Here is a 25,496-nt window from a genome sequence, read left to right as displayed (position 1 = left end):
GCCGTGCGGGCTCCTCGCTCAGCCGGGACTGGCCTCGCGCATGCGCTCGGGGGTCCAGTAGGACGCCACGTCCTCGGGGGAGCGGTCGTTCCACGACCCCCGGCCCGCGCGCTCCGGATCTCCGGCACGGATGACCACGATGACCGCCGCCGCCAGCACGAGCGCGGCGGCGGTCGCCAGCAACGCGACCGCTTGACGGCTCATGCCCTCATCGTACGCCGCCCCGGCCGTGCGGGCCCTGCCCGGAACGCGCCACCGATCCGGTGCCCAGGGGACGCCTCACCCGGCCGTCACCCGTCCTCCGCGATCCGCACGTCGCCGCCGTCGCCGTCGGACAGGAACGACGCCAGCGCCCGCCCCTGCTCGGCCAGGCCGTCGAGGTCGGCCCGGGAGAGGTGATACAGCGGGGCGACGACCACGGTGCCGGCGTCGACGGTCCAGGTCGCGGCGACCCGCCCATCGACCAGGACGACGCGGGCGCCGGCGACCGACAGGCCGCGGTGGGCGTCGTCGATGATCCGGCCGCGGTCGTGGTAGCCGAGGATCGCGTTGTCGAACGCCGGCAGGAACCGCACCGGGGCGGGCGTGTCAGGGTCGGGGCGCGGCGCGCCCGGCAGGTCCAGCAGCTCACGGCCGCGCTCGTCGCGGAAGCAGATCAGCTCCTCGCGTATCGCGGCCACGGCGGCCGGCAGCCCGGCCAGGCCGCACCAGGCGCGCAGGTCGGCCGTGGCGGCGGGGCCGAACGCGGCCAGATAGCGCCGTACCAGGTTCGCGCCGACCGGGTCGGAGCCGTCCGGAGCCGGCGGGTCGATCTCGCGCCCCAGCCAGGAGGAGAGCGGGACGTTGCGTACCCCCGCCTTCGCCCGCCACAGCCCGCGCGGCGGCATCTGGACCATCGGGACGAGGGCGGCGACCAGCATCTCGCCCAGCGCCCGCGGTCCCGGCTCCGGCCAGCGCCCGGCCAGCGCCCGCGCCAGCTCGGTCATCGAGCGCGGCCGGCCGTCGGCCATCACCGCCCGCCCGGCCGCCGCGAGCTCGTCGAGATCCACCCCGGCCAGCTCGCGGCGATAGGTCCCGAGCACCCGCTGGCGCAGCATGACGTCGTGGCGGGCCCGCCAGGCCAGGACGTCGCCGGCGGTGAGGAGGTGGACGGTGCGGCGCATGAGGTGGGTGCGCACCACGCCCCGCCCGACCAGCAGGTCCGAGAGCACCGCCGGGTCGAAGCCGCGCAGCCGCGACCAGAGCCCGACGAACGGCTCCTGCGGCTCCTGCGCCTGCAGGCCGCACAGGTGCGCGACGGCGTCGAGGACCGGCAGGCCGGCGTGTTCGAGCAGCAACTGCCGGGCCAGCGTCGCGCGGTTGAGCGCCCGGGTGCCGAGAACGGTCATCGTCACGCCGCCGCGCGCTCGTCGGCCGGCCGGCGGCGCAGCGCCGCCCGGGTGATGGCCGGCGGGTCATAGGAGACGTCGAGCGGGCCGATGTCGCTGCCGGGAGGCGCGATCTCGTCGATCCGGTCGAGGACGTCGTCGCCGAGGACGGTGCCGGCGCCGGCCAGCAGGTCGTCGAGCTGCCCCATGGTGCGCGGCCCGATGATCGCCGACGACACGCCCGGGTGGGCGACCGCGAACGCCATCGCCAGGTGGGTCAAGGGAATTCCGATCTCCTCCGCCAGTAGGGCGAACCGTTCGACGGCGTCGAGCGTACGCTCGTCGGTCATGTGCCTCGGCACCCAGGCCATCCGGCGGTCCGGGACGCCGCGACCCTTACGGTAGCGGCCGGTGAGCAGGCCCATCCCGAGCGGGCTCCACACGAGCGCGCCCATGCCGTAGCGCTCGCAGACGGGCAGCACCTCACGCTCGACGCCGCGGTTGACGAGCGAGTACGGGGGCTGCTCGGTGCGGAAGCGGGCCAGGGCGCGCCGCTCGGCCACCCGCTGGGCCTCGACGAGGTCCGAGGCCGGGAAGTTGGAGGTGCCGATGGCGCGTACCTTGCCGCTGCGCAGCAGGTCGGTCAGCGCGGAGAGGGTCTCCTCGATGTCGGTCCGGGGATCGGGGTGGTGGATCTGATACAGGTCGATGTGGTCGGTCCGCAGGCGGCGCAGCGAGTGCTCGACCTCGGTGACGATCCAGCGCCGGGAGTTGCCGGCCCGGTTGGGATCGTCACCCATCGGGCCGTTCACCTTGGTGGCGAGGACGACGTCGTCGCGGCGGCCCTTCAGCGCCTTGCCGACGATCTCTTCGGACTCGCTGTAGGCGTAGACGTCGGCGGTGTCGATGACGTTGATCCCGGCGTCGAGGGCCCGGTGGACGATGCGGACGCAGTCGTCGTGATCGGGATTGCCCACCCGGCCGAACATCATGGTGCCCAGGCAGTAGGGGCTGACCTGTATTCCGGTCCGCCCCAGGGGCCGCATCCTCATCGTGGTCGTTCCTTTCCCTGGATGGTGGGAGTGGCGGGGGAGGACGCCGCGCGCCTCCCCCCCATCACGCTTGGTGCTCAGCCGTTGTACGGACTCACGACGTCCACGACCCAGACGACGCCGAAGCGGTCGGTGAGCATCCCGTAGAGCGGGGCCCACTGCGCGGGCGCCAGCGGCTGCGCGATGGTCGCCCCGGCGGAGAGCCTCTCCCAGTACGCGGTGACCTCCTCCGTGCTCTCGCCCCGGACGGAGACGAAGAACGAGTTCTCGCCCCGGTCCCACGGCAGCCGCGCGGGCACGTCGTAGGCCATCACGTGGAAGCCGTTGCCGGCGGTGACCTGGCCCCACATCACCTGGTCGGCCTCGGCCGGGTCCTGCACGTTCCCGGCGTCCTGGTACGTCACGGCGGCGAGGTCACCGCCGAACACGGACCGGTAGAACTCGAGCGCCGCGCGAGCGTCGCCCCGGAAGTTCAGATGTGTCACGGACTGAACGGACATATGGATTTCCTGACCTTCGATGATGGTTTCCGGACGCCATGAGGCACCCGCACAGAACGGTCGGCCGCGGCGAGCGCGGTCACGGTGATCGGGCCGCGTTCCCGGTGCCCGGCCCGAGACCACGGTCGCAGGGGTAGAGGTCAGGGTGTGGCCGCTTCTCAGGGCACCATGGGAATCATGCCGAAGACCTCAGCGCGACTGCTGTCGCTGCTCTCGCTCCTCCAGGCGCGCCGCGACTGGCCGGGGGCGCTGCTGGCCGAGCGGCTGGACATCAGCCCGCGCACCGTGCGCCGCGACGTCGACCGCCTGCGCGAGCTCGGCTATCCCATCGTGGCCTTCAAGGGGCCCGACGGCGGCTACCGGCTCGAGGCCGGCACGGAGCTGCCCCCGTTGTTGTTCGACGACGAGCAGGCCGTCGCCCTGGCCATCGCCCTCCAGGTCGCCGCCACCAGCGGCGCCGGCATCGAGGAGGCCGCGGCCCGCGCGCTGACCACCGTCCGGCAGGTCATGCCCGCCCGGCTGCGCCGCCGGATCGACCTCCTCCAGGTCACCGCCGTCGAGCGGCCCGCGAACCGGGCGGACCCGCAGGTCGGCGGCGGCGTGCTGATGGCGCTCAGCGCCGCCGTGCACGCCCGCGAGGTGCTGCGCTTCGACTACACCTCCGTGTCCGGAGCGGACGACGACGCGCAATCCCCGCCGCGCCGGGTGGAGCCCCATCACCTCGTCACCTGGGGCGGGCGCTGGTACCTCGTCGCCTGGGACCTCGACCGCGACGACTGGCGTACCTTCCGCGCCGACCGGATGGCCCCGCGCACCCCTACGGGCCCCCGCTTCACCCCGCGCGAGCTGCCCGGAGGCGAGGTGACCGCCTTCGTGACGAGCAGGTTCCTGGGCTCCGACGGGACGGGCGAGTGGCCCTGCCGCGGTGAGGTGATCCTCGGCCTGCCCGCCGCCGCCGTCTCCCGCCACACCCGGGACGGCATCGTCGAGGAGCTCGGCCCCGACCGCTGCCGGCTCGTCCTGGGCTCGTGGTCGTGGCCGGGCCTGGCCGCCTCGATCGGCAGGTTCGACGCCGACATCGAGGTCGTGGGCCCGGCCGAGCTCAAGGACGCCTTCGCCCTCCTGGCCCGCCGCTACACCGCCGCCGCGACCGCTTGACCCGGCCGGCTACCCGCTGCCCAGCCCGATCACGTCCGCGTCCCGGTCAGGTCGGCGAGCAACTTCATGCGCTCGCCGAGCCAGACCCGCCACCAGAACGTGCTCAGCCGCAGCCAGGCCAGCCGCAAGCGCGGTAACTTCACGCAGCGGAACCCTGCCCGAACCGATCCCGCCTGATAGGCTGAAGATCGCGAGGCCATGGGAGGGCTTCCTTCTCACTTTCTTATGAAAAGTCACTCTAGCCTTCCCGCTTTCCTCGCACCCGCGGTCGTGCGGTTCGCCCATCCGGTCCTCGGCTGGGCGAAACTCACCAGGTCACCACCGGTTCGCGCACCTCACCCGACCCGCTGCAGGGCCTTCTCGCGGCGCCTGGCCACGCTGGATCCCGACTCCCGGCGCGCCATCCGGCGCAGCACGATCGGGGCGAGGACCAGACCGAGCACGGCCCAGGCTCCGAGCACCCCGACGGTTTCCTGGCGGCACCTGGCCGCGTACGCTCACGAACACCGAGCCCAGCACCGCGCCGATCGGCAGGCTCGCCATCAGCCCCAGCAGCAGCACCCAGAGCAGGGTCAGCGATCAGCATCAGCACGGGCCGGAAGAAGTGGTTGACCAGGTCTCCGGCGTTGGTGAGCGACTGCCGCAGCTCGATCAGCCCACGGGACCAGCCTGCGCGCCAGGCCGTCGCGGACGCGTTCATCGGGCCACCTCTTCCAACTCGTGCACGTCCGCCGCTTCGCCGGGGCCCGCTTCGGCCCGGCGTACGAGGGAGAGGTACGTGTCCTCCAGCGAGGCCCGGCGGACCTCGAGGTTCTCGATCGTCTCGCCATGGCGCCCGACCAGGTCGACGACGAACCGGGTGGACTCGGTGGTCGCCTGCCGGAAGCTCTGCCCGTCGTGCGTCCAGCGCACCTCGTCCTCGCCGGCGATCTGCCGGGCGAGTTGCGCCGCCGTGCCGTAGGCCCGGAAGTTCACGTCGTGCAGGACGTCGGTCGTGCCGTAGCGCATGCGCAGACCGTCGACGTCGAGGACGACTTCTTGAGTGGCACTGGACATGCGAGCAACCGTAGTTGACTAATTCGGGGTAGTCGACACAGGTTGCTTATGGGTCCGAGGCGGCTCCCGTACGGAACCTGTAGGGGTTATGTACGCCTCCTTTCTAGGGTGCGATCACAGAGTCAAGATCCCCAGAAAGGAACCGGCATGTTCAGTTCGTGGCAGGGCGGCGCGGGTGTCATCAGGGCGATCGCGGTCATGACCGCCGTGACCGGCGTGCTCGCCGTGGGCGGGGTGGCGACGGCGGACGTCGCTCGCGAGGCGTGTACGTACCGTCCGACGCGTCTTCCCGGCATGCCGGGCGAGGCCAACGACTTCGCCTACGTGACGTCGACCGACGGCGCGGATCACTTCGCCGGAATGGGCTACCGCGGTCCCGCCGAGGAGGTCACCTCCCACGTCGGCGTGGTCTGGAAGGACGGCCGGGTGGTGGGCGAGTTCGGCGGCCTCAGCACGGTCAGCGACGTCAACCGTTTCGGCACCGCCATCGGCGGGACGGAAGCCGTGGAGCCGTTACTGCTGCACGGCGGCCGGTTGAGCCGACTGGGCCGGCCACCCGGCAACACCCGGTACTTCGCCCAGGCGAGCGCCATCAACGACGCCGGCCTGATCATCGGTGGCGCCAAGTTCGACGACGGCACCGAACACGCCGTGGCGTGGTCGGCCGACGACCCGCGCAATCCGTGGGACCTGGGCGTCACGGGCCGGGCCTGGGCGCTGAAGGACATCAGCGACAGCGGCCAGATCGCCGGGACGGTCCAGGCGGGCACCCGCACCCGCGCGGTGACCGGCACCGTCGAGGCCGGGCTGACTCCGCTGGGCGGGGTCGATCCCAACGCCGACAGCTCGGCGACCGACGTCGCGGGCTCGTTCGTCCTGGGCAAGGGGACCATCCCGGGCCGGGCCGCCGGCTGGGTGCTGTGGCGTGACGGCGTGCCGAGCCCGCTGTCCACCACCGCGACGCTCCAGGACGTGAACGGCTCCGGCGTCGTCGTCGGCCATGAGACGACCGGCGGCGTCCCCACCTCGGCCATTGTCCTGAACGGCGCCACCCGCACGGTGCTGCCCCCGCTGCCCGGGTACCGCCACGCCGACGCGTTCGTCGTCACGGAGGACGGCCGCGTCGCGGGGCGGAGCCATGACGGCCAGTACTTCCGGTCCGCGGCGACCGTGTGGACCTGCCTCTGACGGCCCACCCGGCCTCCGCGCCAGGCTCCGCGGCAGAGGGGGCCGCCGGTCAGGCAGCCCTGCCGGTGCCCGTAACGGCGGGTCGGTGGCCCCAGCAGGACTCGAACCTGCACCAGACCCGGCTTCGTAGACCGGCGCTCTGTCCCATTGAGCTATGGAGCCTTCGGCGCAAAAGAATGCACGGGGAATTCTTGCGGGCGGCGTAAAAAGAAAAGCCGCCGGCTGTGTTCATGGCGGCCTCGGGATTGTCTCCTGCGTGGAGGCCGCTCAGATACGGAAATGGCCGCCATACGGCGCCGGACGGCGAAGACGGCGCCGTTCCGGCCGGTGCGCGGTGGCTGCGAATTCCATGACGGCAACGATAACGCCCCGCCACGAACGGGCGCCACTCCATATCGGTGCGTCGCGTTCATCCGAAGATGAGATAGAGCAGCAGCGCGGCCAGGGCCACCAGGACGGCTCCCAGAGCCGGAGTGAGCAGCCGCCCGGCGTCCGGGGACGCCCGCTTCGACAGGCGCGCCTGCCTGGCGGCCAGGGCGTCCTCCCAGTCTCCGAGCGTGTCGCGCTCCATGAACCTACGGATGATCAGCGGCAGGAACGGCAACGCCACGCCCGCCATGGCCATGGCGGCGCCAGGCACCCCGAACGGCGTGTTCATGATCAGCCGGATCCCGCCGACGACCAGGACGGCGGCGAGCCCGAGCGCCACGGCCGAGCGGCGGGTCAGGTTCATCGCCAACGCGGCCCTGAGGGCGCCGAGCGCCACGGACAGGGAGCTCATCTCCAGCTCCGCCGCCCCTTCGCCGTCGGCGAGCCACTGTTCGAGATAGCGCTCGCGCCGCGCCTTCCCGGGCAGGATCGCGGCGGCCGTGACGATGATGCCCCGGGTCAGCGCGTTCACCTCAGACTCCAGGCTGGGGCAGGCTCTGGCCGATCGGCTGGTACGCGGCCGCGCGCCTGGCGACGACGCGGCGCGCGGCGGGCAGGGCGTCCCCCGTCAGCCGGTAGAGGCGCCGGCGCGACCCGCTCCGCGCGGAGTCCGCCTCCCAGGTGTCCGCCTCCCAAGTGTCCGCCTCCCAGGTGGAGGTCACCCATCCGCTGCGCTCCAGCCGATCGAGGACGACGTAGACGGTCCCCGGGGCCAGGCCGGCCGCCTTGGCGATCTCCAGCCCCCAGCGCGCGTTCAGATCGGCCAGCAAGGCCTCGATCACGTCCACGGTCGCGGGGGTGATCGCCGACAGAGGCTGCATGATCACCACTCTATGTCCCGCGTCGAGACGGAGGGCGAGCCCTCCAGGGCGGCGGTGAGACGGGAGGCGAGCGTCGTGACCGCGGCGCGCAGTTCCGGCCCGCCCTCGACGCGGAAGGGGAACGGCACGGTCGGCAGCCACTCCTGCGCGTACATCGCCGGATTGCTCGTGCTGCCGACGAGCACGCACCCGCTCCCCGACGGTTCGAGCCGTCCCATGGGCGGCCGGATCCAGGGCGCCACCTCGGCAAGAGGAGCGTCGAAGACGACACGCGTGGCGAACTCCCACCCGGTGCCCAGGTTCTCCTCCAGCGCCGCCACCGGGTCGAGGCCGTCGGGCGGCTCGAACGTGTGCGTGCTCCGCTCGACCCGGCGGATGCGGTCGACCCGGTAGGTGCGGACGGCGGCCGCGCGGTGGGAGTGGCACAGCAGGTACCAGCGCCCGTAGCGGACGACGACCGCCCAGGGGTCCACCTCGGCCTCCCACTCGTTGCCGGACTCGCTGCGGTAGGCGACCACCACGCGCCGCCGGTCCGCGATGGCGGTCACGAGCGCGCTGGTGGTGGCGGGATCCGGACGGGCCGAGAACCGGTCGGGCGCCGCCGACGCGTGCTCGCGCAGCGCCGCCGCCTGCCGTCCGACGCTTTCGGGCAGCGCCCGGATGACCTTGCCCAGGGCGGCGCCGACAAGATCGCCGACGTCGGCGGCCGACGGCTGGCCGTCGAGCACGGCCATGACCAGGCCGAGCGCCTCGAGTTCGGTGAAGGCGACCGGAGGCAACCGAGTCCCGCGCCCGAGCCGGTATCCGCCGTAGGGGCCGCGGGCCGACTCGACGGGGATGCCCGCCTCGCGGAGGATCCCGACGTAGCGGCGCGCCGCCCGCTCCGTGACGCCCAGGCAGGTGGCGAGCTCTCCACCCGTCACGCCGGGGCGGGTCCGGAGGATCTCCATGGCGCGCAGAGCCCGTGCGGTGGGGCTGAGGTCGGTCGGCACACGAGCACATTAGGAGGTCACGGGGCGAACAGGAAGTAGAACGTCCGGAATCGGTCCTAGCCTGACGTCCTGACCGGGTTCCGCGGCCAGGACCGCGGGAACGCACCGAAGAAGGAGAACGGATCATGGACATCCTGCTCGTCGCCGGCCTGTGGCTCGACGGATCCTCGTGGGACGACGTCGCGTCCGCGCTGGAGGAGCTCGGTCACCGCCCCGTGCCGGTCACCCTGCCCGGACAGGGTGACGGATCCACCTCGGCCACTCTCGACGACCAGGTGGCGGCCGTGCTCGCCGCCGTGGACTCGGCGTCGGGAAGACCCATGGTGGTGGGGCATTCCGCCGCCTGCACCCTGGCCTGGCTGGCCGCCGACGCGCGCCCGGAGCGGGTCGCCAAGGTCGCGCTCGTCGGCGGCTTCCCGTCCGCCGACGGGCAGCGCTACGCCGACTTCTTCGAGCTGGAGGACGGCGTCATGCCCTTCCCCGGCTGGGGTCCGTTCGAGGGGCCGGACTCCGCCGACCTCGGCGAGCAGGCCAGGCGGGACTTCGCGTCCGCGGCGATCCCCGTCCCCGGAGGGGTGGCGCAGGGAGTGGTACGCCTGACCGACGAGCGCCGGTTCGACGTCCCCGTCCTCGTCGTGTGCCCCGAGTTCACTCCCGCCCAGGCCCAGGAGTGGATCGCCGGCGGTGAGGTGCCCGAGCTGGCCAAGGCCAAGCACCTCGACCTCGTGGACATCGACTCGGGCCACTGGCCAATGATCACCAAGCCGGCCGAGCTCGCCCGCGTCCTGGTGGCATGAACACTCCATGATCAGGCGTAGACGCCATATGTCGGTGTTGTATAGCCTTTCTGGAGGTTCTCCCGGGACTCAAGGGGCCTATGGACAGGCTGGCTGATGAGGACTTGGCGCTGCTGCTGCTGATCCGGTCCTTCGAACGGAAGCTGCTCGCCCTCTTCACCAAGGGCGAGCTCAACGGCACCACCCACACCTGCCTCGGGCAGGAGTACGTCCCCGTCTCCCTGCGCCCGCTGCTGAGCGACCGCGACTGGGTGTTCAGCAACCATCGCGGACACGGCCACTACCTGGCCCGGTTCGAGGACCCCGAAGGGCTGCTCGCCGAGATCATGGGCCGGAAGGGCGCCGTGTGCGACGGCGTGGGGGGCAGCCAGCACCTGCGCCGCGACCGCTACCTGTCGACCGGCGTGCAGGGGCAGAGCCTGCCGGTGGCCGCCGGGGTGGCCCTGCGACTGAAGCGGCACGAGCCCGGCACGCTCGCCTGCGTGTACATCGGTGACGGGACGTGGGGCGAGGGGGCGGTGTACGAGGCGTTGAACATGGCGCGGCTCTGGCGGCTGCCGCTGCTCGTGGTGGTCGAGCACAACGGCATCGCCCAGTCCACCCCGACCGGGCTCCAGATGGCGGGCACCATCGCGGGCAGGGCGGCCGCCTTCGACATCGGGCACACGCGGGTGTCGAGCCTGGACGTCGCCGAGATACGACGGCGGCTCGCGCCCTGGGTGGAGAGGGTCAGGGGCGGCTCGCCGGCGGTGGTGGAGTTCGCCACGCACCGCCTCGGCCCGCACAGCAAGGGTGACGACACACGCCCGTCCGACGCCGTGATCACCGACTGGTACGCCTCCTACCAGGCCGAACACCCCGGCCAGTCGTCCCGGATCGAGGCGGCGGCCCGCTCCCGCATGGACGCGATCGCCGCTGAGGTGGCCGCTCGCCCGCCGGCCGCCTGGACCGCCGCATGAGGGTGGGCGAGAACCTCAACGAGGCCCTGCACGGCCTGCTCGGCGACGACCCCGGTGTGTACGTGCTCGGCGAGGACCTGCTGGACCCCTACGGCGGCGCCTTCAAGATCACCCGCGGCCTGTCCACCCGCTTCCCCGACCGGGTCCTGACGACGCCGCTGAGCGAGGGCGCGATCGTCGGCGTCGCCTCCGGCCTCGCGCTGGCGGGGGAGAAGCCCATCGTCGAGATCATGTTCGGCGACTTCGCCGCGCTCGCCTTCGACCAGATCGTGAACTTCGCCAGCAAGTCCGTCTCCATGTACGGCCGGCGCGTCCCCATGCCACTGATCATCCGCTGCCCCTCCGGCGGCAACCGGGGCTACGGCCCCACCCACAGCCAGAACCTGCAGAAGCACTTCGTCGGCGTGCCCGGACTCTCCCTCTTCGAGATGTCGCCGTTCCACGACAACCGCGCCGTCCTCGACCGCATGCTCGCCATCGAGGAGCCCTGCCTGCTCTTCGAGGACAAGGTCCTCTACACCCGCCGGATGTACGAGGTGGACGAGCTGTTCACCTGGGACCTCGTGGACGACGTCGCCGTGGTGCGGTTCGACGGCGACCTCGACTACGCGGTGATCGCCCCCGGCGGTGTGGCGCACCGGGCCATCGCCGCCATGCGGACGCTGCTGCTCTCCCACGACCTCGCCGGGGCCGTGCTCGTCCCGTCGCGTCTCTACCCGTTCGACCCCGCCGCGCTGCTGCCCCTGCTCGGCCGGGCAGGACTGATCTGCGTGGCCGAGGACGGCAGCGCGGGCGGCACGTGGGGCGGCCACGTCGCCGCCGACCTGCACACCCGGCTGTGGGGCTCGCTCCGGCGGCCGGTCCGCCTGGTCAGCTCGGCCGACAGCGTGATCCCCACGGCCGCCCACCTGGAGCGTGACGTGGTGCTGCAGGACAGCACGATCTGCCGGGCCGTACTGGAGGCGCTCGATGGGTGAGATCCGGGTCCCGAAACTGAACAACAACGACTCGGAGTACACACTGCTGGAATGGCTGGCCGAGGACGGCGCGCCGGTGCGGCGGGACGACCCGGTGGCGACGCTGGAGACGTCGAAGACGGTGGAGGAGCTGGTCAGCGAGCAGGACGGGGCGCTCACCCAGTTGGTACGGACGGGCATGAGGTGCGTCCCCGGCCAGCTCATCGCCCGGGTCGGCCCGCCGCCCGCCGACCCGGCGCCCGCTCACGAGCCGGTGCCCGTCACCCTGGCGCCGGTGCCCGCCGACGGCGGGCCGCTCATCACGGCGCCGGCGCGCGCGTTGCTGGACGAGCTCGGCCTCGACCCCGCGCTGGTGGCCGGGCTGGACGTCAAGGTGGTGCGGCGGACCGACGTGGAGCGGCTCGCCGCCGAGACGGCCACCGGCGGCGGGCGGACCCGTACGCTGTCCGACCACCAGCGCGCGGTCGGCCGGACCGTGACCCTGTCGCACCAGACCGTCCCCGCCGGATACACCGTCATCAAGGTGGACGTCACCCCCGCCCTCACGACGGCCCGGACCCTGACCAGACGACTGCGCAGGCTGGTCGGCCTTCCTGACCTCCTCGTCGCCGCCGTCGCCCGGCTGCACGACGACTTCCCGATGTTCTTCGCCGAGCTCATCGACGACCGGACCGTCCGCATCCCCGACCAGCCGCGCGTGGGAGTGACGATCGACATGGGACGCGGCCTCTACGTGCCGGTGATCCGCGACCGCCTGACCGTGCCGGACATCGCCGAGCGCCTGGCCGAGTTCCGCAGGCTCGCCCAGCACGGCGGTTTCGGCGAAGAGCACCTCACCGGCGGGAACATCGTCGTCACCCTGCACCACGACGCCGACGTCATCCTGGCCATCCCGATCATCTTCCCCGGCCAGACCTGCGCCGTCGCCCTCACCTCACCGCAACCCGAGGGTGAGCGCACGGTGGCGGCGATCGGCCTGGCCTACGACCACAGGATCGTCAACGGCAGGGAGGTCGTGCTGTTCCTCCAGGCGCTGAAGGAGACCCTAGAGCGTCCGTCCGAGGGCCTGTAGCCCGACCAGGTCGTCCGGGGCCGCGTCGGCGCTCTTGTCGAGCAGTCCCGGCAGCCGCGACCGCAGTGCCACCACCGCCAGCACGGCCATCGCCAACGCGAACAGCAGGTACATGAGCCCCACCCCACGCCCGGCGCCGGTCCCGATGAGCGCTCCGACGGTCGGCGCGAGCGACCCGCCGGGGGCGAGCAGCGGGTCGAACACCGCCGCCCCGTACGGCGCCACGAGCCCGAAGCCGAGCGGCAGGGTGGACCAGGCGATCAGCGTGTTCAGCGCGAACACCCGCCCGTGGAACCGCTGCGGCACCTTGACCTGCACGATCGTGGCATAGACACCGTTCAGCAGCGTCACCCAGAGCGACATGCCGAACGCCCCGATCCCGATCGTCACCAGATCCGCCCGCAACCCCGTCACCAGGCAGAACGCCGCCAGCGCCAGCGTGCACCACAACACCGCCCGCATCCGCCCGCGCCGCGGGCCGCCCCAGGCCGTCATCGCCAGCCCGCCGAGGAAGACCCCCAGCCCGGACACGAACGAGATCCGGCCCACGTCCTGCAGCGTGCCGAAGGAGAGCACCAGCGGCGAGATCAGCAGGAACAGGGGCGACAGGAAGATGTTCAGCACCGCGAAGTAGAGGAGCATCTGGCGGAACCCCAGGTTTCCCCAGGAGTAGCGGAACCCGGCCGCCATCTCCGCCAGCACCGGCTCCTTCCGCCGCCAGGCCATCGCGGCGGGGAAGCGCGTCAGCGCCGTCACCCCGATCGCGAACACGTAGCTGGCCACGTCGAGCACGAGGATCCCCTCCAGCCCGATCACGGCCATCAGCCCGACGGCTGCGAGGGGGACGAGCAACTGCGTCATGCCTCCGGCCATCTGGACGATGCCGTTGGCATGGCCGAGGTAACGCTTGGGGACGAGCTGCGGCACGGCCGAGGTGTAGGCCAGCCGCTGGAACGTGAGCGCCACCGACTGCAGCGCGATGAGCGGATAGATGTGCCAGGTCTGCAGGCTCCCCGTCCAGAGCAGCGCCCCGAAGGCGAGCTGGGTGCCGACGGCGGCGACGTCGCCGCCGAGCATGACGGCCCGCCGGTTCCCCCGGTCGACGATCGCGCCCGCCAGCGGGGCCACCACCATCCCCGGCACCAGCCCGATCACGGAGAGCAGGGCGAACTGCGCCAGCGAGCCCGTGGTCAGATAGATCCAGACGGGGATGGCGAACCCGGTCAGCGCCGACCCCAGGAGCGACACCGACTGACCGGCGGCGACGGCCACGAACCGCTTCATGCTCGGCTGCGGCCCGGGCACGCCGGCCTGCGTTCCGGCCGGTGTCCCGGCCTCTGTTCCGGCGGGTGTTCCGGCCCGCGACACCTCCCGCACCCGCCAACTGGCCCCGCCCGCGACCCCTGAGCCCGTCTCCGGCTCTGTGCCCGGCCCCGAGCCCGGTTTGATGGCGAGGTGCGTGCGGGTGACGATCTCGGCGAGCTCCGCCGCCCGATATTTCAGGAAAAAGTGCCCGGCCTCGTCCAACTCCACCACGGCGGCCGTCGGCGTGAGGAAGTGCCACTCGCGATACCGCTCTTCGAAGTACTCGGTCGCCGGGTCGTGCTCTCCCGCCACGCTGATGATCGGCGCCCGCAACCGCTCCACCGAACCCTCGAACAGCCCGGTGAAATACTCCTCCGCCGCCTCGCTGTCACGCCGCATGTTCCTGATGATGTGCCGAGCCTGCCCCGGCTCCAGGTCGCCCATGTCCAGGCCCATGGACGTCAGCCAGTTGGCATAGCTGCGGTCGCCACGCAGGAACTCCCGCCTGGCCAGCCTGGACAGCACCGCCAGGGGCCCGTTCCCCGGGCGGGCGAACGGGAAGATCGCCCCGATGTACACCGCTTCGAGCTCGCGCCCCGCCGCCTCCAGCCGCCGCGCGATCTCGACGATCAGGGCCGACCCCACGCCGCAGTGCCCGTACAACGCGACGGGCCCGCGTACCTTGTCCTGGATCTCGGCCACGCACCTGGCCGCCACCTCGTCCAGCGGCAGCCGCTCCTCGTCCAGGCCGACATCATGCCCGGGGATGGCGAGCGACCACAGGGCGTACGTCTCCGGCAGGGCGTCCGCCAGGGGCTGATAGACCACCGCCGCGCCTCCGCCGTACGGCACGCAGACGTACGTGAGCTCAGGAGGAGAGGTACGGCGAGGCGTCAGCTCGTGCAGGAGCCCGCGCGACGCGCTGGCGGTGCCGTCGACCAGCGCGGCCAGCTCGCGGACGGTCGGGTGCTTGAACAGGTCCACCACGGCGATGGGCGCCGCGCCGGGCGGCAGCACCCTCCGCAGCCTGGCCACCACCTTGATCGCCAGCAGGGAGTGCCCGCCGACGTCGAAGAAGTCGTCGTCGATCCCGATGGCCGCGCCGTCGGGGGCGGCCACGTCGAGCAGTTCGCCCCAGACCGCGGCGACCAGGCGCTCGGCCTCCGTGGCCGGCGCGGCCCGCTCGCCCGGCGCCGCCGTCGCCGATGCCGGCGGGTCGGGGAGGCGGCGCCGGTCCACCTTGCCGTTGGCCGTCAGCGGCAACCGGGGGAGAGGGACGAAGCGGGTGGGGATCATGTACGCGGGCAGGGTCTCGGCGAGATGGGCGCGCAGGCGTACCGGGTCCGGCCGGGCGGCGGGCTCGCCGACCACGTAGGCCACGAGCTGAGCCCGCGTGCCCGATCCGTGGGTGGTGACCACGCACTCGGCCACGTCCGGGTGACGGGAGAGATGGGTCTCGATCTCGCCCAGTTCGATGCGATAGCCGCGGATCTTCACCTGCGCGTCGGCGCGGCCGAGGAATTCGATGGTGCCGTCCGGGCCGTAGCGGCCCCGGTCTCCCGTCCGGTAGAGGCGCTCGCCGGTGCGCGGGTGGGTGAGGAAGGCGGCGGCGGTGCGGTCCGGGTCGCGCCAGTAGCCGGTGGCCAGGCCCGCTCCGCCGATGTGGAGGTCGCCGGGCACGCCCACGGGCACCTCGCACAGGCCGCGGTCCAGGACGTGGAAGGACTGGTTGGCCAGCGGACGGCCGTAGGGGATCGACGACCACGCCGGGTCCACCGCGCCGATCGGGTGGAAGATGGACCAGATCGAGCCTTCGGTGGCGCCGCCCAGGCTGATGATCTCGGCCTCGGGGGCCAGGGCGCGGATCCGGCCGGGCAGGGTCAGCGGGATCCAGTCGCCCGACATCATCACCAGGCGCAGCGAGCTCAGGTCGGTGCCCTCGTGCTCGGCGTGGTCGACCAGGAGCTCCATGAGGGCGGGGACCGAGTTCCACACGGTGACGCGGTGCTCGGTGACCAGGCGGGCCCAGGCGGCGGGGTCCTTGTCGGCCGACGGCTCGCCCATGACGAGGGCCGCCCCGGCCGCCAGGGCGCCGTGGACGTCGTACACGGACAGGTCGAAGCTGAGGGCCGACAGGGCGAGGACCCGGTCGGCCGGGCCGACGCGGAACCGGTGGTTGATGTCGCGGATGGTGTTGAGGGCGGCCCGGTGCTCGATCATCACGCCTTTCGGCGAGCCGGTCGAGCCCGAGGTGAAGATCACGTAGGCGAGGTCGGAGGGCGCAGCCGGGCATCCGTCGCCGGCAACGGCCGGCGACGCGGCGGGGGAGGTCACCGGCACCTGGGTCACGCCGGCGGGCCAGGTCAGGTCCAGCCGCGGCTGGGTGAGCGCGACCCGGCACTCGCCGCGGGCCATCAGCTCGAAGCGCCGCTGGTCGGGCAGGTCCGCGTCGACCGGCAGATACGCCGCCCCGGCCTTGCCGACGGCCAGCACCGCGACGACCTGCTCCCACCCCCGCTCCATCACGACCGCGACCAGCTCTCCGCGTTCCACGCCCGCGGACGTCAGCTCGGCGGCCAGCAACGCCGCCCGCCGGTCCAGCTCCGCGTACGTGATCGCGCCGTCCGGGTGGGTCACCGCGACGGCGTCCGGCGCGTACGGCACCCGCTCCTCGAACGGGCGGTGCAACAGGCCGTCCGCGCCCAGGTCGAGCCCGGTGTCGTTCCACCGCTCCCGTTCCGCCCGCTCTGGCGCCGTGAGCAGCTCGATGGTGGAGACGGGGGCCGACGGGTCGGCCGCGATCCCGTCGAGCAGGGCGGTCAGGTGCCCGGCCATCCGCGCGATCCGTTCCGCCGAGAACAGCGCGACGTTGTAGACGAACAGGAACGAACCATCGCCGCCGGTGTACAGCTCCAGATCGAACCGGGTGGCCCACACCCCCGGCGCGAACCCCTCGACGGCCGGGCCTCCGGAGGACGACGGCTCCCCGCCGTAGTTCTGCATCGCGAACACGACCTGGAACAGCGGCGACCGCGACACCTCGCGCGGCACGTTCAGCTCCGACACCAGCCGCTCGAACGGCAGGTCCTGGTGTGCGTAGGCGTCCATGGACATGTCCCGCACCCGCCGCGTCAGCTCCGCGAACGACGGGTCGCCCGACAGGTCCACCCGCATGGCGAGCATGTTGACGAAGCAGCCGACGAGCCCGTCCAGCTCCGGCAGCGAGCGCCCGGCCACGGGGGAGCCCACCGCCACGTCCTCCTGCCCGGCGTAGCGGCCGAGCAGCACCGCGAAGGCCGCCAGCAGCACCATGTACGGCGTGGCGCCGTGCTCCCGCCCCAGCCGCTCCAGCCGCGCGACCAGGGCGGGATCCACGGCGAAGGAGTGCGCCGCACCGAGGTGGGTCAGCTCGGGCGGCCGGGGGAAGTCCGTGGGCAGCTCCAGCGGCGGCAGACCGGCCAGCCGCTCGCGCCAGTAGGCCACGTCGTCCGCGCCGCCGGGCCGCGCGCGCTGCCAGGCGGCGAAGTCCCCGTAGGTGACGGGCAGGTCGGCCAGCGGCCCCCCGTCGTAGCAGGTCAGAACTTCGCGCAGCAGGATGTTCGCCGACCAGCCGTCGGCCGCGATGTGGTGCACGGCGATGGCCAGCACGTGATCGTCGGCCGCCAGGCGTACCAGCAGGGCCTTGATCACCGGCCCGGTCACCAGGTCGAACGGCTCGGCCAGGAAGCGGTCGGCCAGAGCCCGCGCCTCGTCGGCGGAGCCCGCGGCGGGGGAGGAGGTGAGGTCGGCGACGGTGAGCGGGACCGTGACGGCGGCCGAGACCGCCACCTCGGGCTGCCCGTCGTCACTGACCGGGAAGCGGGTCCGCAGCGGCTGGTGGCGCGCGGCGACCCGGTTCAGCGCGTCGCCCAGCAGGTCCGCGGCGAGCGGGCCGCGCAGCCGCCGTACGAACGGGATCGTGTGCGCGGGGTTGCCCGGCGCGTACTGCTCCATGAACCACAGCCGCTCCTGCGCGTAGGACAGCGGCGGCGCCTGCCCGCCCGGCAGGGCCGGGATCGTCGCGGCGCTCCCGCGCCGCCGCAACCTCTGGGTCAGCAGCGCCCGCTGGGCCTCGGTCAGCTCGGTCACACCGTGTCCTCCGGATCCAGCATGCTCAGCGCCTGTTCGTCGGACAGCCCGGACACCTCCGCCAGCAGCGCCTCCTCGACGGCGCGCGCCAGGTCGGCGACGGTCCGGCGGGTGAACAGCGTACGGATCGGCAGGTCCACGCCGGCGATCGTCCGGAGCCGGGCCGCCACTCTGATGGCGAGCAGCGAGTGCCCGCCGAGCGCGAAGAAGTCGTCGAACGCGCCGATCTTGTCCGCGCCGAGCACCTCGGCCCAGACATCGGCGATCAGCTCCTCCGCGTCCGAGCGCGGCGGCGTGGCCTCCCCGCCCGCCTGGCCGGTGGCGCGGCCCGGCTCCGGCAGCGCGCCCCGGTCGAGCTTGCCGTTCGCGGTGAGCGGCAACGCCTCGAGGACGACCCAGCGGGTGGGCACCAGGTACGGCGGAAGCCGCCCGGCGACATGCTGGGCCACGTGCTGGGCCAGGTCCGCCGCCTCACCCACCACGTAGGCGACGAGCTCGCCGTCCCTGGCGGTCACCGCGGCCTGCCGCACGCCGGGATGCGTGAGCAGGCAGTGCTCGACCTCGCCCGGCTCGACACGGAAGCCCCGCACCTTGACCTGCTCGTCCATGCGCCCGAGGAACTCCAGCAGGCCGTCGGGGCGCAGCCGGACCCGGTCGCCGGTGCGGAAGTACCGGCCGCCGCCGGGAAGCCGGACGAACCGCCGCGCCGTCGCCTCCGGCAGGCCGAGATAGCCGCGGGCGACTCCTGGGCCGCCGATGTACAGCTCACCGGGGGCGCCGGGCGGGGTGGGCGCGCCGTGGGCGTCGAGGACGCGGATCGTGGTGGCCGCGATCGGGCGGCCGATCGGCGGGCGGGGATCACCGCCGGGATCGCCCGTCAGGTCGGCGGCGGTCGCGACGATCGTGGCCTCGGTGGGGCCGTAGGTGTTGACCAGCCGTACCCGGTCGCCGAAACGACGCCGCCAGCGGGCCGCCGCGGTGGCGTGCACCTGCTCGCCGCCGATGACGACCAGGCGGAGGGCGGGGGGCCAGGCGATCTCGTCGATCAGGTCCACGAGCTGGTGGAAGTACGCCGTCGGGAGGTCGAGCACGGTGACGCCGGGACGTCCGGCGAGCAGGTCGGGCAGGGTGGCGCCGCCGTCGGGGAGGAGCACGACCGTGGCGCCGGTGGTCAGGGCGGGGTAGAGCTCCTCGGCGTGGGTGTCGAAGCTCAGGGAGGCGAGCTGGACCACCTGATCGCCGGGACGCAGGCCGTACTCGCGGCGCATCCACCGGACCCGGGCGGCCAGGCCGGCGTGCTCGACCGCCACGCCCTTGGGGGTCCCGGTGGAGCCGGAGGTGTAGAGGACGTACGCGAGGCCGCCGCCGGAGTCGCCGTCCGGGGGAGGCTGGTCGTGGGGAGCCGGGTTCGTGGCCGCGATGCGCAGGCCGTCGGAGACGGTCAGGCGGGCGCCGCTCGTGGTGATCATGTGCCGGTGGCGCGCGGCGGGGTAGGCGGGGTCGAGCGGCAGGTAGGCGGCTCCGGCGCGCCAGATCGCCAGCATCGTCACCACGGCGTCGATCGACCGGCCGAGATGGAGGCCGACCACGTCCCCGCGCCGCACGCCGCGCCGCGTCAGCTCGGTGGCCAGCAGGGACACCCGCTCGGCCAGCTCGCCGTAGGTCACGCTCTCGGCCCCGCACACGACGGCCGTCTCATGGGCGTGGCCGGCGGCGGCCTCCGCGACCATGTCCGGCACGTCGGGTACGTCGGGCACGTCGAGTACATCGAGCACGCCGGCGTCTGAACTGTCGGGCGCGTCGCGCGCCCCGGCGTCCGGCGCGGCGGTCTCGGCGCCGCTCGCCGACGCGATCAGCTCCTGGTCGGCGGCGGTGAGCATCGGCAGGCTCGACAGGCGGGCATGGCGGTTGTCCGGGTCGGCCATCGCGCGCAACAGCACCGCGAACCGTCCGGCCAGCCCCGCCACCGTCTCCGGGTCGAACAGCCCCGCGTCGTAGCCGAACGCCACCCGCAGCCGCCCCGGCGCCCGCCAGGCCTCCACCACCAGATCGAACTTGGCCTGCCGATACCCATCGTCGAAGTACGACATCTCCAGCCCGTCGCCGAGCCGGTCCTGCTCCCCGTCCGCCGTCCGGCTGTTCAGCGTCAGCATGGTCTGGAACATCGGCTTCCTGGTGATGTCCCGCTCGATGTCCAGGTCCGCCAGCAGCCGCTCGAACGGCACGTCCTGGTGCGCCATCGCCTCCAGCACGGTCCCGCGCGTCCTGGTCAGCAGCTCGTCCAGGGTGGGATCGCCCGACAGGTCGCCGCGCAGCACCAGCGTGGTGCTGAGATAGCCGGCGATCGGCTCCAGCTCCACCCGGTCCCGCCCGGCGGTGGGCGAGCCGACCAGGATGTCCGTCTGCCCGGTGTGCCGGGCCAGCAAGACCTGGTACGCCGCCAGCAGCACCATGAACAGCGTGCTGCGCTGCCGCCGCGCCGTCGCGTCCAGCGCCTTGGCCAGATCGTCCGGGATGTCCAGCAGGTGGAAGTCGCCCCGCGCCGGGCCCGGCGTGTGCGGCCGGTCGGTGTGCAGCGCCAGCGTGGGCGGATCGGCGAGCCGTTCCCGCCAGAACTCCAGCGCCGCGCTCCCGTCCTGCTCCCGCAGCCAGCGCGCGACATCACCGTGCTGGACGGTCAACGGAGCCAGGGCCCCGTCCGGCGGGGCGCCGCTCGTCAGGGCCTCGGCGTACAGGGCGGACAGGTCGTTCAGGAGGACGGTGATGGACCAGCCGTCGGCGATGATGTGGTGGAGCACCACGCACAGCACGTGATCGCCGTCGTCCAGGCGGATCAGCGTGATCCGGAGCGGCGGCGCCGCACCGAGGTCCATCGGGGCATTGGTGCGGGCGGCGACCCACGCGCGGGCCTCCGCCTCGTCACGCGCGCCGAGCCGTTCGACGGCGGCGGGCGCGGCGTGCTCGACGACGGCGACCGGCCGCCCGTCCACTTCGGGAAAGCGTGTGCGCAGCGACTCGTGCCGGGCGATCAGCGCGGTCAGCGCCCGTCGCAGCGCCTCGGGGTCGAGCGGGCCGCGCAGCCTGCGCACGATGTACATGTTGTACGAGGCGTCGCCCGGATCGAGCCGGTGCAGGAACCACAGCCGTTCCTGGGCGGCCGACAGCGGAGGCAGCGTGCCCGGCGGACGCGGGGCCGGCGGGCGGCCCGGCTCGTCGGGCAGACCCTCCAGCGTCGCCGCGAACCCGGCCACGGTGGGCCGCCCGAACAGCGTCCGCAGCGGCACCGTCGTCCCCGCGGCCTCCAGCCGGGCGATGACCTGGGTGGCCAGCAGCGAGTGCCCGCCGAGGGCGAAGAAGTCGTCGTCCGCTCCGACGTCGCCGATCCGGAGCACGTCGCCGAAGATCTTGGCCACCTGCCGCTCGCGGGCCGTGCGCGGCCTGCCTCCCCGTCCCGCCGCCGCTCCCTCCGGCTCGGGCAGCGACAGCCGGTCGATCTTGCCGTTGGGCGTCATCGGCAGCACGTCGAGCGCCACCACGACACGGGGCACCATGGAGGGGGGCAGCCATCCGGCCGCGTGTTCGAGCAGGTCCGCCGGGGATCCCGCGGGAGTCGTGGCCACCACGTACGCGATCAGTTCGTCGTCGCGCACGACGACGGCCGCCTGCCGCACCTCCGGATGAGACTCCAGGGCGGTCTCGATCTCGCCCAGCTCGATCCGGTGCCCGCGCAGCTTCACCTGGCCGTCGCCCCGGCCGAGGAACTCCAGGGTGCCGTCGCCGAGCCACCTGACCCGGTCGCCGGTCCGGTAGAGCCCGTTCACGAAGCGCTCGGCGGTCAGCTCCGGCCGGCCCAGGTAGCCGAGCGCCAGCCCGGCGCCGCCGATGGCCAGCTCGCCCGGCACGCCGATCGGCGCCGGCGCGCCGGCGCCGTCGAGCACGTGGACGTGGGTGCCGGCGATCGGCCGCCCGATGCTCACCCGGCCGGGCTCGGCGGGGACCTCCCAGGCGGTGGACCAGATCGTGGTCTCCGTCGGGCCGTACAGGTTGAACAGCCGCGCCGCCCTCCGCCGCAACCGCCTGGCCAGGGCGAGCGGCAGCGCCTCGCCGCCCGCCAGCGCCACCAGCCCGGACGCGTCGAGCCCGGCGGACAGCAGCATGTTCCAGCCCGACGGGGTGGCCTGGACGTGCGTGACGCCCGACGCGGAGACCAGCCCGGCCAGCGCGGTGCCGTCGCGCACGGTCTCGTCGCCGGCCAGCACCAGCCGCCCGCCGGTCACCAGCGGCAGATAGAGCTCCAGCCCCGCGATGTCGAACGAGAGTGAGGTGCTGCCCAGCCACACGTCCGCCGGGCCGGCCCCGAGCAGGTGTTCCATCCCGGTGAGCAGGTTCACCAGAGCCGCGTGGGGCACGGCCACCCCTTTGGGGCGGCCGGTCGAACCGGAGGTGTAGAGCACGTAGGCGGCCGATCCGCCGGTGGACGCGTCGGTGACGGGTCCGGAGGCGACCGCCGGGAGCGGGTCGTCGTCGGCCAGGGTGAACCGGGCTCCCGAGTCCGCCAGCACGTACGCCGCCCGGCTCGGCGGCAGCGCCGGGTCGATCGGCAGGTAGGCGGCCCCCGTCAGCATCACGCCGAGCAGCGTCCCGGGGAGCGCCGCCGACCGCCGCAGACGGACGGCCACCACCGCTCCGGGCCCCGCGCCCCGCTCCCGCAGCTCGCCCCCGACCCGCAGGGCCTGGGCGGCGAGTTCGGCGTAGGAGAGGCGCTCGCCGCCGCACGTGACGGCGGTCGCGCCGGGCCGCAGCCGGGCCTGCCGCAGGACCAGGTCCACCACGGTCGTGGCCGGCGTCTCCAGGATCGGGCCGGTCGAGGCCCGGTCGAGCAGCGCGCGTTCGGCGACCGGAAGCAGGTCGAGCTCCGACAGCCGAGCCTCGGGGGAGGCGACGATCGAGGCGAGCAGGGTCAGGAAGCGGCCGGCGAGCCGGGTCACCGTCTCCCGGTCGAACAGCTCGGTGCTGTAGAAGAACGCCCCGTGCCAGCCCCGCTCCGACGGCCAGAGGTCCATCCGCAGGTCCACCATGGCCGGAGGAGCCCCGTGCGGGAACGGCAGGCTCTCCATCCCGGCGAACGACTCCACCTCGTCGTAGCCGACCGCGGCGTTGTGCACCGCCAGCATCGCCTGGAACAGCGGCGTACGCGACAGGTCGCGCTCGATGTCGAGCGCGGACAGCACCCGCTCGATCGGCACCTCACGGTGCGCCATCGCCTCCAGCACGGTACGCCGGGTCCGGCGCAGCAGCTCGGCGAACGTCGGATCCCCTGACAGATCCCCCCGGAGCACCAGCGTGGAGGCGAACAGCCCGACCATCGGCTCCAGCTCCGGCCGGTCACGACCGGCGGTGGGCGAGCCGACCACGACGTCGTCCTGCCCGGCATGCCTGGCCAGCAGCACCTGGTACGCGGCCAGCAGCACCATGAACAGCGTCGAGCGCTCGGCCCTGGCCAGCCGGGACAGCGCGCCGGCGAGCTCGGGCGGCAGGTCGAAGCCCACGTCGTCGCCCGCGCTGCTCCGCCGGGCGGGACGCGGCCGGTCCGTGGGCAGCTCCAGCGGCGCCGCCCCGGCGAGCCGGCCCGTCCAGTAGGCGATGTGGGCGCCGGCGTCGGAGCTCCGCTGCGCGGCGGCGTACTCGGCGTAGCGGACGGGCAGGCCGGGAAGGACGGCGGGGACGCCCCGCGCGCGGGCGAGGTAGCAGGCGGCCAGGTCGTTCATCAGCACGTTCAGGGACCAGCCGTCGCCGATGATGTGGTGCAGCACCACGCACAGCACGTGGTCGTCGTCCGCCAGCCGGACCAGCGTGATCCGCAGGGGCGGGGCGGAGGCCAGGTCGAAGGGCGTGTTGGCGCGCTCGCCGAGCAGCCGCGCGACCTGGTCGAGCACGGGTTCGTCCGTGCCCGCCCGCTCGAACGCGACGAGCTCCACGGGGACCGTCCCCGGCGGGTCGATCACCGCGACCGGCAGCCCGTCCTGGTCGGGGAACCGCGTGCGCAGCGACTCGTGCCGCTCCACGACCTCCCCGAACGCGCCCCTCAGCGCCTCCACGTTGAGCGTCCCCCGTAACCGCCGCACCACCGCCACCCGGTAGGCCGCGTCGGACGGGTCGAGCCGCTGCAGGAACCAGAGCCGCTCCTGGCCCAGAGAGATCATGACCGCAGCCCGTCCACGGCCTTGGCCACCCCGATGATCGTCGGATCGTCGAGGAACACGTCGAACGGCACCTCCACCCCGAGCCGTTTCCTGATCCGGGCGCTGATCTGCGTGATGGTCAGGGAATGCCCGCCGAGGTCGTAGAGGTCCTCGTCCGGGGCGATGTGGTCCATCCGCAGGACCTCCATCCAGATCAGCCGGACCTGCTCGATCAGCTCCTCCTCGACGGGTTCCGCCTGGGCCCCGGAGCGCGCCGGCCCGGTCTCCGGGGTGGCAGGCGAGGGGATGTCCAGCGGGGCCGCGGGGAGTGGCAGGTCGGCGAGCCGCACGTCCGGATCGGCGCGGACCGCGCGCAGCACCGCGGAGAGATGGTCGCCGGCCAGTTCGACGTCCTGCCGGGAGATGACGTCCGGGCTGTAGTGCAGCGTCAGGAGCAGGCCGTCGTCGCCGTCGACGGCCTGGAGGTGGAGGACGTTCCTGACCACGTGGTTGGACATCTTCCACTCCACCGACAGCCCCAGCCCGGGGAAGACCTGGTCGGGCGCGCGCCGCCGGAAGCTGATGGACACCGGCGCGAGCGCCACCGTCGGCTTGATGCCGCCCACCGCCCTGGCCACCGGCACCTCGCGGAAGGCGTTCAGCTCGCGCAACTCGTCCTTGAAGCCGAGGGCGAGGTCGCGGAAGGAGCCCGCGGACGGGAACGACGAGAAGGTCGGCAGCTCGGTGGCGAACAGGCCGATGTGGTCCCGGGTCTCGGCGGTCCTGGTCGACATGGCCACGGCCACGGCCGTGTCGGCGTTGCCGTACCGGTGGAGCAGGGCGTGCACGGCGGCGAGGAAGATCTGGAACCTGGTCGCGCCGGGCAGGTCGGGCATGTCGGGCGTCAGGTCGCGCAGCACGCTCTCGCCGTGCTCGGCCAGTCGCGGCGTCCTGGTCACCCCGTTGATCGTCACGTGCGGCACCTCGCGCCAGCGCGCCCGCCAGTACGCCTGCGCCTCCGGCGAGGGCGGCTCCGCCCTTCCGTGCGGCAGGGGCAGCGGCGGGCAGGGGGCTCCGGAGTAGGCGGCGGCGAGATCCCGTACGAGCAGGTCTTTCGACATGCCGTCGAAGACGAGGTGATGCGCCACGAACAGCAGCAGGTGCCGGACCGGCGAGATCTCCACCAGCGTGAACCGGGCCAGCGGCCCGCTGGAGAGCTCGAACGGCAGCGCGATCTCCTTGTCGATCAGCGCCCCCGGATCCGGCTCCACCACGAACCCGATCGGCGGGGCGCCCGTGGCGGGCACCAGGCGCAGTGAGCCGTCACGCTCCTCGAAGGCGCGGCCCAGCACCGGGTGCCGCGCGACCACCGCCCGGCACGCCGTCAGCATCGCCTCCCGGTCCAGCGGGCCGTCGAACCACAGCGCGAAGGGCATGTGGTAGGCCGTGCCGGTGCCGTGCATCACCTCGGTGAGCCACATCCCGTGCTGCGCCTGCGACGCCAGGACCATGT

General features: G+C 73.2%; 17 protein-coding genes, 1 tRNA gene and 1 pseudogene. 6 read left to right on the top strand and 13 right to left on the bottom strand.

Annotation, left to right across the window (positions count from 1 at the left end; genetic code table 11):
- Positions 1 to 18: 18 nt before the first annotated feature.
- The 4 genes from AB0I15_RS14685 to AB0I15_RS14670 all read right to left on the bottom strand — a co-directional run bounded on the left by AB0I15_RS14685 (position 19) and on the right by AB0I15_RS14670 (position 2,919).
- A complete protein-coding gene (locus AB0I15_RS14685) occupies positions 19 to 204 on the bottom strand; it encodes a hypothetical protein (RefSeq protein WP_358094795.1) in 186 nt (61 codons plus the stop codon).
- Between the two features lie 86 nt (positions 205 to 290).
- Positions 291 to 1,388, bottom strand: coding sequence for a winged helix DNA-binding domain-containing protein (locus AB0I15_RS14680; protein WP_358094868.1), 1,098 nt, complete (start codon positions 1,386 to 1,388; stop codon positions 291 to 293).
- Positions 1,389 to 1,390: 2 nt separating this feature from the next.
- Positions 1,391 to 2,419, bottom strand: a complete 1,029-nt coding sequence (locus AB0I15_RS14675) for an aldo/keto reductase (RefSeq protein WP_358094793.1) — start codon at positions 2,417 to 2,419, stop codon at positions 1,391 to 1,393.
- Between the two features lie 77 nt (positions 2,420 to 2,496).
- Positions 2,497 to 2,919, bottom strand: coding sequence for a VOC family protein (locus AB0I15_RS14670; protein ID WP_358094792.1), 423 nt, complete (start codon positions 2,917 to 2,919; stop codon positions 2,497 to 2,499).
- Between the two features lie 177 nt (positions 2,920 to 3,096).
- Between AB0I15_RS14670 and AB0I15_RS14665 the strand changes: the two genes are divergently transcribed.
- Positions 3,097 to 4,077 carry a WYL domain-containing protein gene (locus AB0I15_RS14665; RefSeq protein ID WP_358094790.1) on the top strand — a complete coding sequence of 327 codons (981 nt, stop codon included), beginning with the start codon at positions 3,097 to 3,099 and terminating at the stop codon, positions 4,075 to 4,077.
- Positions 4,078 to 4,412: 335 nt separating this feature from the next.
- Here the strand turns inward: AB0I15_RS14665 and AB0I15_RS14660 are convergent.
- Together AB0I15_RS14660 and AB0I15_RS14655 are read right to left on the bottom strand one after the other, a co-directional pair.
- Positions 4,413 to 4,647 (bottom strand): annotated as a pseudogene (locus AB0I15_RS14660) (ABC transporter permease); the annotation flags it as partial.
- A gap of 126 nt (positions 4,648 to 4,773) precedes the next feature.
- Positions 4,774 to 5,133 (bottom strand): hypothetical protein, encoded by a 360-nt coding sequence (locus tag AB0I15_RS14655; protein WP_358094788.1) that lies wholly within the window; start codon positions 5,131 to 5,133, stop codon positions 4,774 to 4,776.
- Positions 5,134 to 5,280: 147 nt separating this feature from the next.
- Between AB0I15_RS14655 and AB0I15_RS14650 the strand changes: the two genes are divergently transcribed.
- Positions 5,281 to 6,321: a hypothetical protein gene (locus AB0I15_RS14650; protein WP_358094786.1), complete on the top strand. Its 1,041-nt coding sequence runs from the start codon at positions 5,281 to 5,283 to the stop codon at positions 6,319 to 6,321.
- Positions 6,322 to 6,407: 86 nt separating this feature from the next.
- On the opposite strand, the gene AB0I15_RS14645 is transcribed toward AB0I15_RS14650, so the two are convergent.
- From AB0I15_RS14645 to AB0I15_RS14630, 4 genes are all read right to left on the bottom strand, one after another.
- Positions 6,408 to 6,483: transfer RNA gene (locus AB0I15_RS14645), tRNA-Arg, on the bottom strand.
- 247 nt (positions 6,484 to 6,730) lie between these two features.
- On the bottom strand, positions 6,731 to 7,222 hold the full coding sequence (locus AB0I15_RS14640) for a hypothetical protein (protein WP_358094784.1): 492 nt from the start codon (positions 7,220 to 7,222) through the stop codon (positions 6,731 to 6,733).
- Between the two features lies 1 nt (position 7,223).
- Complete coding sequence (locus AB0I15_RS14635; RefSeq protein ID WP_358094783.1) at positions 7,224 to 7,571, bottom strand: PadR family transcriptional regulator; 348 nt, start codon at positions 7,569 to 7,571, stop codon at positions 7,224 to 7,226.
- Positions 7,572 to 7,573: 2 nt separating this feature from the next.
- On the bottom strand, positions 7,574 to 8,563 hold the full coding sequence (locus tag AB0I15_RS14630; protein WP_358094781.1) for a WYL domain-containing protein: 990 nt from the start codon (positions 8,561 to 8,563) through the stop codon (positions 7,574 to 7,576).
- Between the two features lie 125 nt (positions 8,564 to 8,688).
- Here AB0I15_RS14630 and AB0I15_RS14625 point away from each other — a divergent pair, with 125 nt between their 5' ends.
- The 4 genes from AB0I15_RS14625 (at position 8,689) to AB0I15_RS14610 (ending at position 12,368) form a co-directional block, all read left to right on the top strand.
- Entirely contained in the window at positions 8,689 to 9,360 is a 672-nt protein-coding gene (locus AB0I15_RS14625) for an alpha/beta hydrolase (RefSeq protein ID WP_358094779.1), read from the top strand.
- An 80-nt stretch (positions 9,361 to 9,440) separates the two neighbouring features.
- Positions 9,441 to 10,319, top strand: coding sequence for a thiamine pyrophosphate-dependent dehydrogenase E1 component subunit alpha (locus AB0I15_RS14620; protein ID WP_358094777.1), 879 nt, complete (start codon positions 9,441 to 9,443; stop codon positions 10,317 to 10,319).
- Entirely contained in the window at positions 10,316 to 11,296 is a 981-nt protein-coding gene (locus AB0I15_RS14615; RefSeq protein ID WP_358094776.1) for a transketolase C-terminal domain-containing protein, read from the top strand. Before AB0I15_RS14620 ends, AB0I15_RS14615 begins: the two co-directional genes overlap by 4 nt.
- Positions 11,289 to 12,368: a 2-oxo acid dehydrogenase subunit E2 gene (locus AB0I15_RS14610; protein ID WP_358094774.1), complete on the top strand. Its 1,080-nt coding sequence runs from the start codon at positions 11,289 to 11,291 to the stop codon at positions 12,366 to 12,368. Before AB0I15_RS14615 ends, AB0I15_RS14610 begins: the two co-directional genes overlap by 8 nt.
- On the opposite strand, the gene AB0I15_RS14605 is transcribed toward AB0I15_RS14610, so the two are convergent.
- From AB0I15_RS14605 to AB0I15_RS14595, 3 genes are read right to left on the bottom strand one after another with little or no spacing between them, the layout of a single operon-like run.
- On the bottom strand, positions 12,342 to 17,801 hold the full coding sequence (locus AB0I15_RS14605) for an amino acid adenylation domain-containing protein (RefSeq protein WP_358094772.1): 5,460 nt from the start codon (positions 17,799 to 17,801) through the stop codon (positions 12,342 to 12,344). The genes AB0I15_RS14610 and AB0I15_RS14605 overlap by 27 nt on opposite strands.
- Positions 17,798 to 24,004, bottom strand: coding sequence for an amino acid adenylation domain-containing protein (locus AB0I15_RS14600; RefSeq protein ID WP_358094770.1), 6,207 nt, complete (start codon positions 24,002 to 24,004; stop codon positions 17,798 to 17,800). The genes AB0I15_RS14605 and AB0I15_RS14600 overlap by 4 nt, the downstream gene beginning before the upstream one ends.
- Positions 24,001 to 25,494, bottom strand: coding sequence for a condensation domain-containing protein (locus AB0I15_RS14595; protein ID WP_358094768.1), 1,494 nt, complete (start codon positions 25,492 to 25,494; stop codon positions 24,001 to 24,003). Before AB0I15_RS14595 ends, AB0I15_RS14600 begins: the two co-directional genes overlap by 4 nt.
- Positions 25,495 to 25,496: the final 2 nt, after the last annotated feature.

It is taken from the genome of Nonomuraea sp. NPDC050643, from assembly GCF_040654715.1.
Lineage (GTDB): Bacteria > Actinomycetota > Actinomycetes > Streptosporangiales > Streptosporangiaceae > Nonomuraea.
Note: the sequence above shows the minus strand (reverse complement) of the source record. Positions and strands in the feature narration are given on the sequence as shown.

Bases quoted from the DNA above. Each gene is read 5' to 3' on its own strand.
- AB0I15_RS14625 (WP_358094779.1), top strand. From the start codon at position 8,689: ATGGACATCCTGCTCGTCGCCGGCCTGTGGCTCGACGGATCCTCGTGG.
- AB0I15_RS14655 (WP_358094788.1), bottom strand. From the start codon at position 5,133: ATGTCCAGTGCCACTCAAGAAGTCGTCCTCGACGTCGACGGTCTGCGC.
- AB0I15_RS14610 (WP_358094774.1), top strand. From the start codon at position 11,289: ATGGGTGAGATCCGGGTCCCGAAACTGAACAACAACGACTCGGAGTAC.
- AB0I15_RS14600 (WP_358094770.1), bottom strand. From the start codon at position 24,004: ATGATCTCTCTGGGCCAGGAGCGGCTCTGGTTCCTGCAGCGGCTCGAC.
- AB0I15_RS14675 (WP_358094793.1), bottom strand. From the start codon at position 2,419: ATGAGGATGCGGCCCCTGGGGCGGACCGGAATACAGGTCAGCCCCTAC.
- AB0I15_RS14615 (WP_358094776.1), top strand. From the start codon at position 10,316: ATGAGGGTGGGCGAGAACCTCAACGAGGCCCTGCACGGCCTGCTCGGC.
- AB0I15_RS14665 (WP_358094790.1), top strand. From the start codon at position 3,097: ATGCCGAAGACCTCAGCGCGACTGCTGTCGCTGCTCTCGCTCCTCCAG.
- AB0I15_RS14635 (WP_358094783.1), bottom strand. From the start codon at position 7,571: ATGCAGCCTCTGTCGGCGATCACCCCCGCGACCGTGGACGTGATCGAG.
- AB0I15_RS14670 (WP_358094792.1), bottom strand. From the start codon at position 2,919: ATGTCCGTTCAGTCCGTGACACATCTGAACTTCCGGGGCGACGCTCGC.
- AB0I15_RS14620 (WP_358094777.1), top strand. From the start codon at position 9,441: ATGGACAGGCTGGCTGATGAGGACTTGGCGCTGCTGCTGCTGATCCGG.
- AB0I15_RS14680 (WP_358094868.1), bottom strand. From the start codon at position 1,388: ATGACCGTTCTCGGCACCCGGGCGCTCAACCGCGCGACGCTGGCCCGG.
- AB0I15_RS14650 (WP_358094786.1), top strand. From the start codon at position 5,281: ATGTTCAGTTCGTGGCAGGGCGGCGCGGGTGTCATCAGGGCGATCGCG.
- AB0I15_RS14685 (WP_358094795.1), bottom strand. From the start codon at position 204: ATGAGCCGTCAAGCGGTCGCGTTGCTGGCGACCGCCGCCGCGCTCGTG.
- AB0I15_RS14595 (WP_358094768.1), bottom strand. From the start codon at position 25,494: ATGGTCCTGGCGTCGCAGGCGCAGCACGGGATGTGGCTCACCGAGGTG.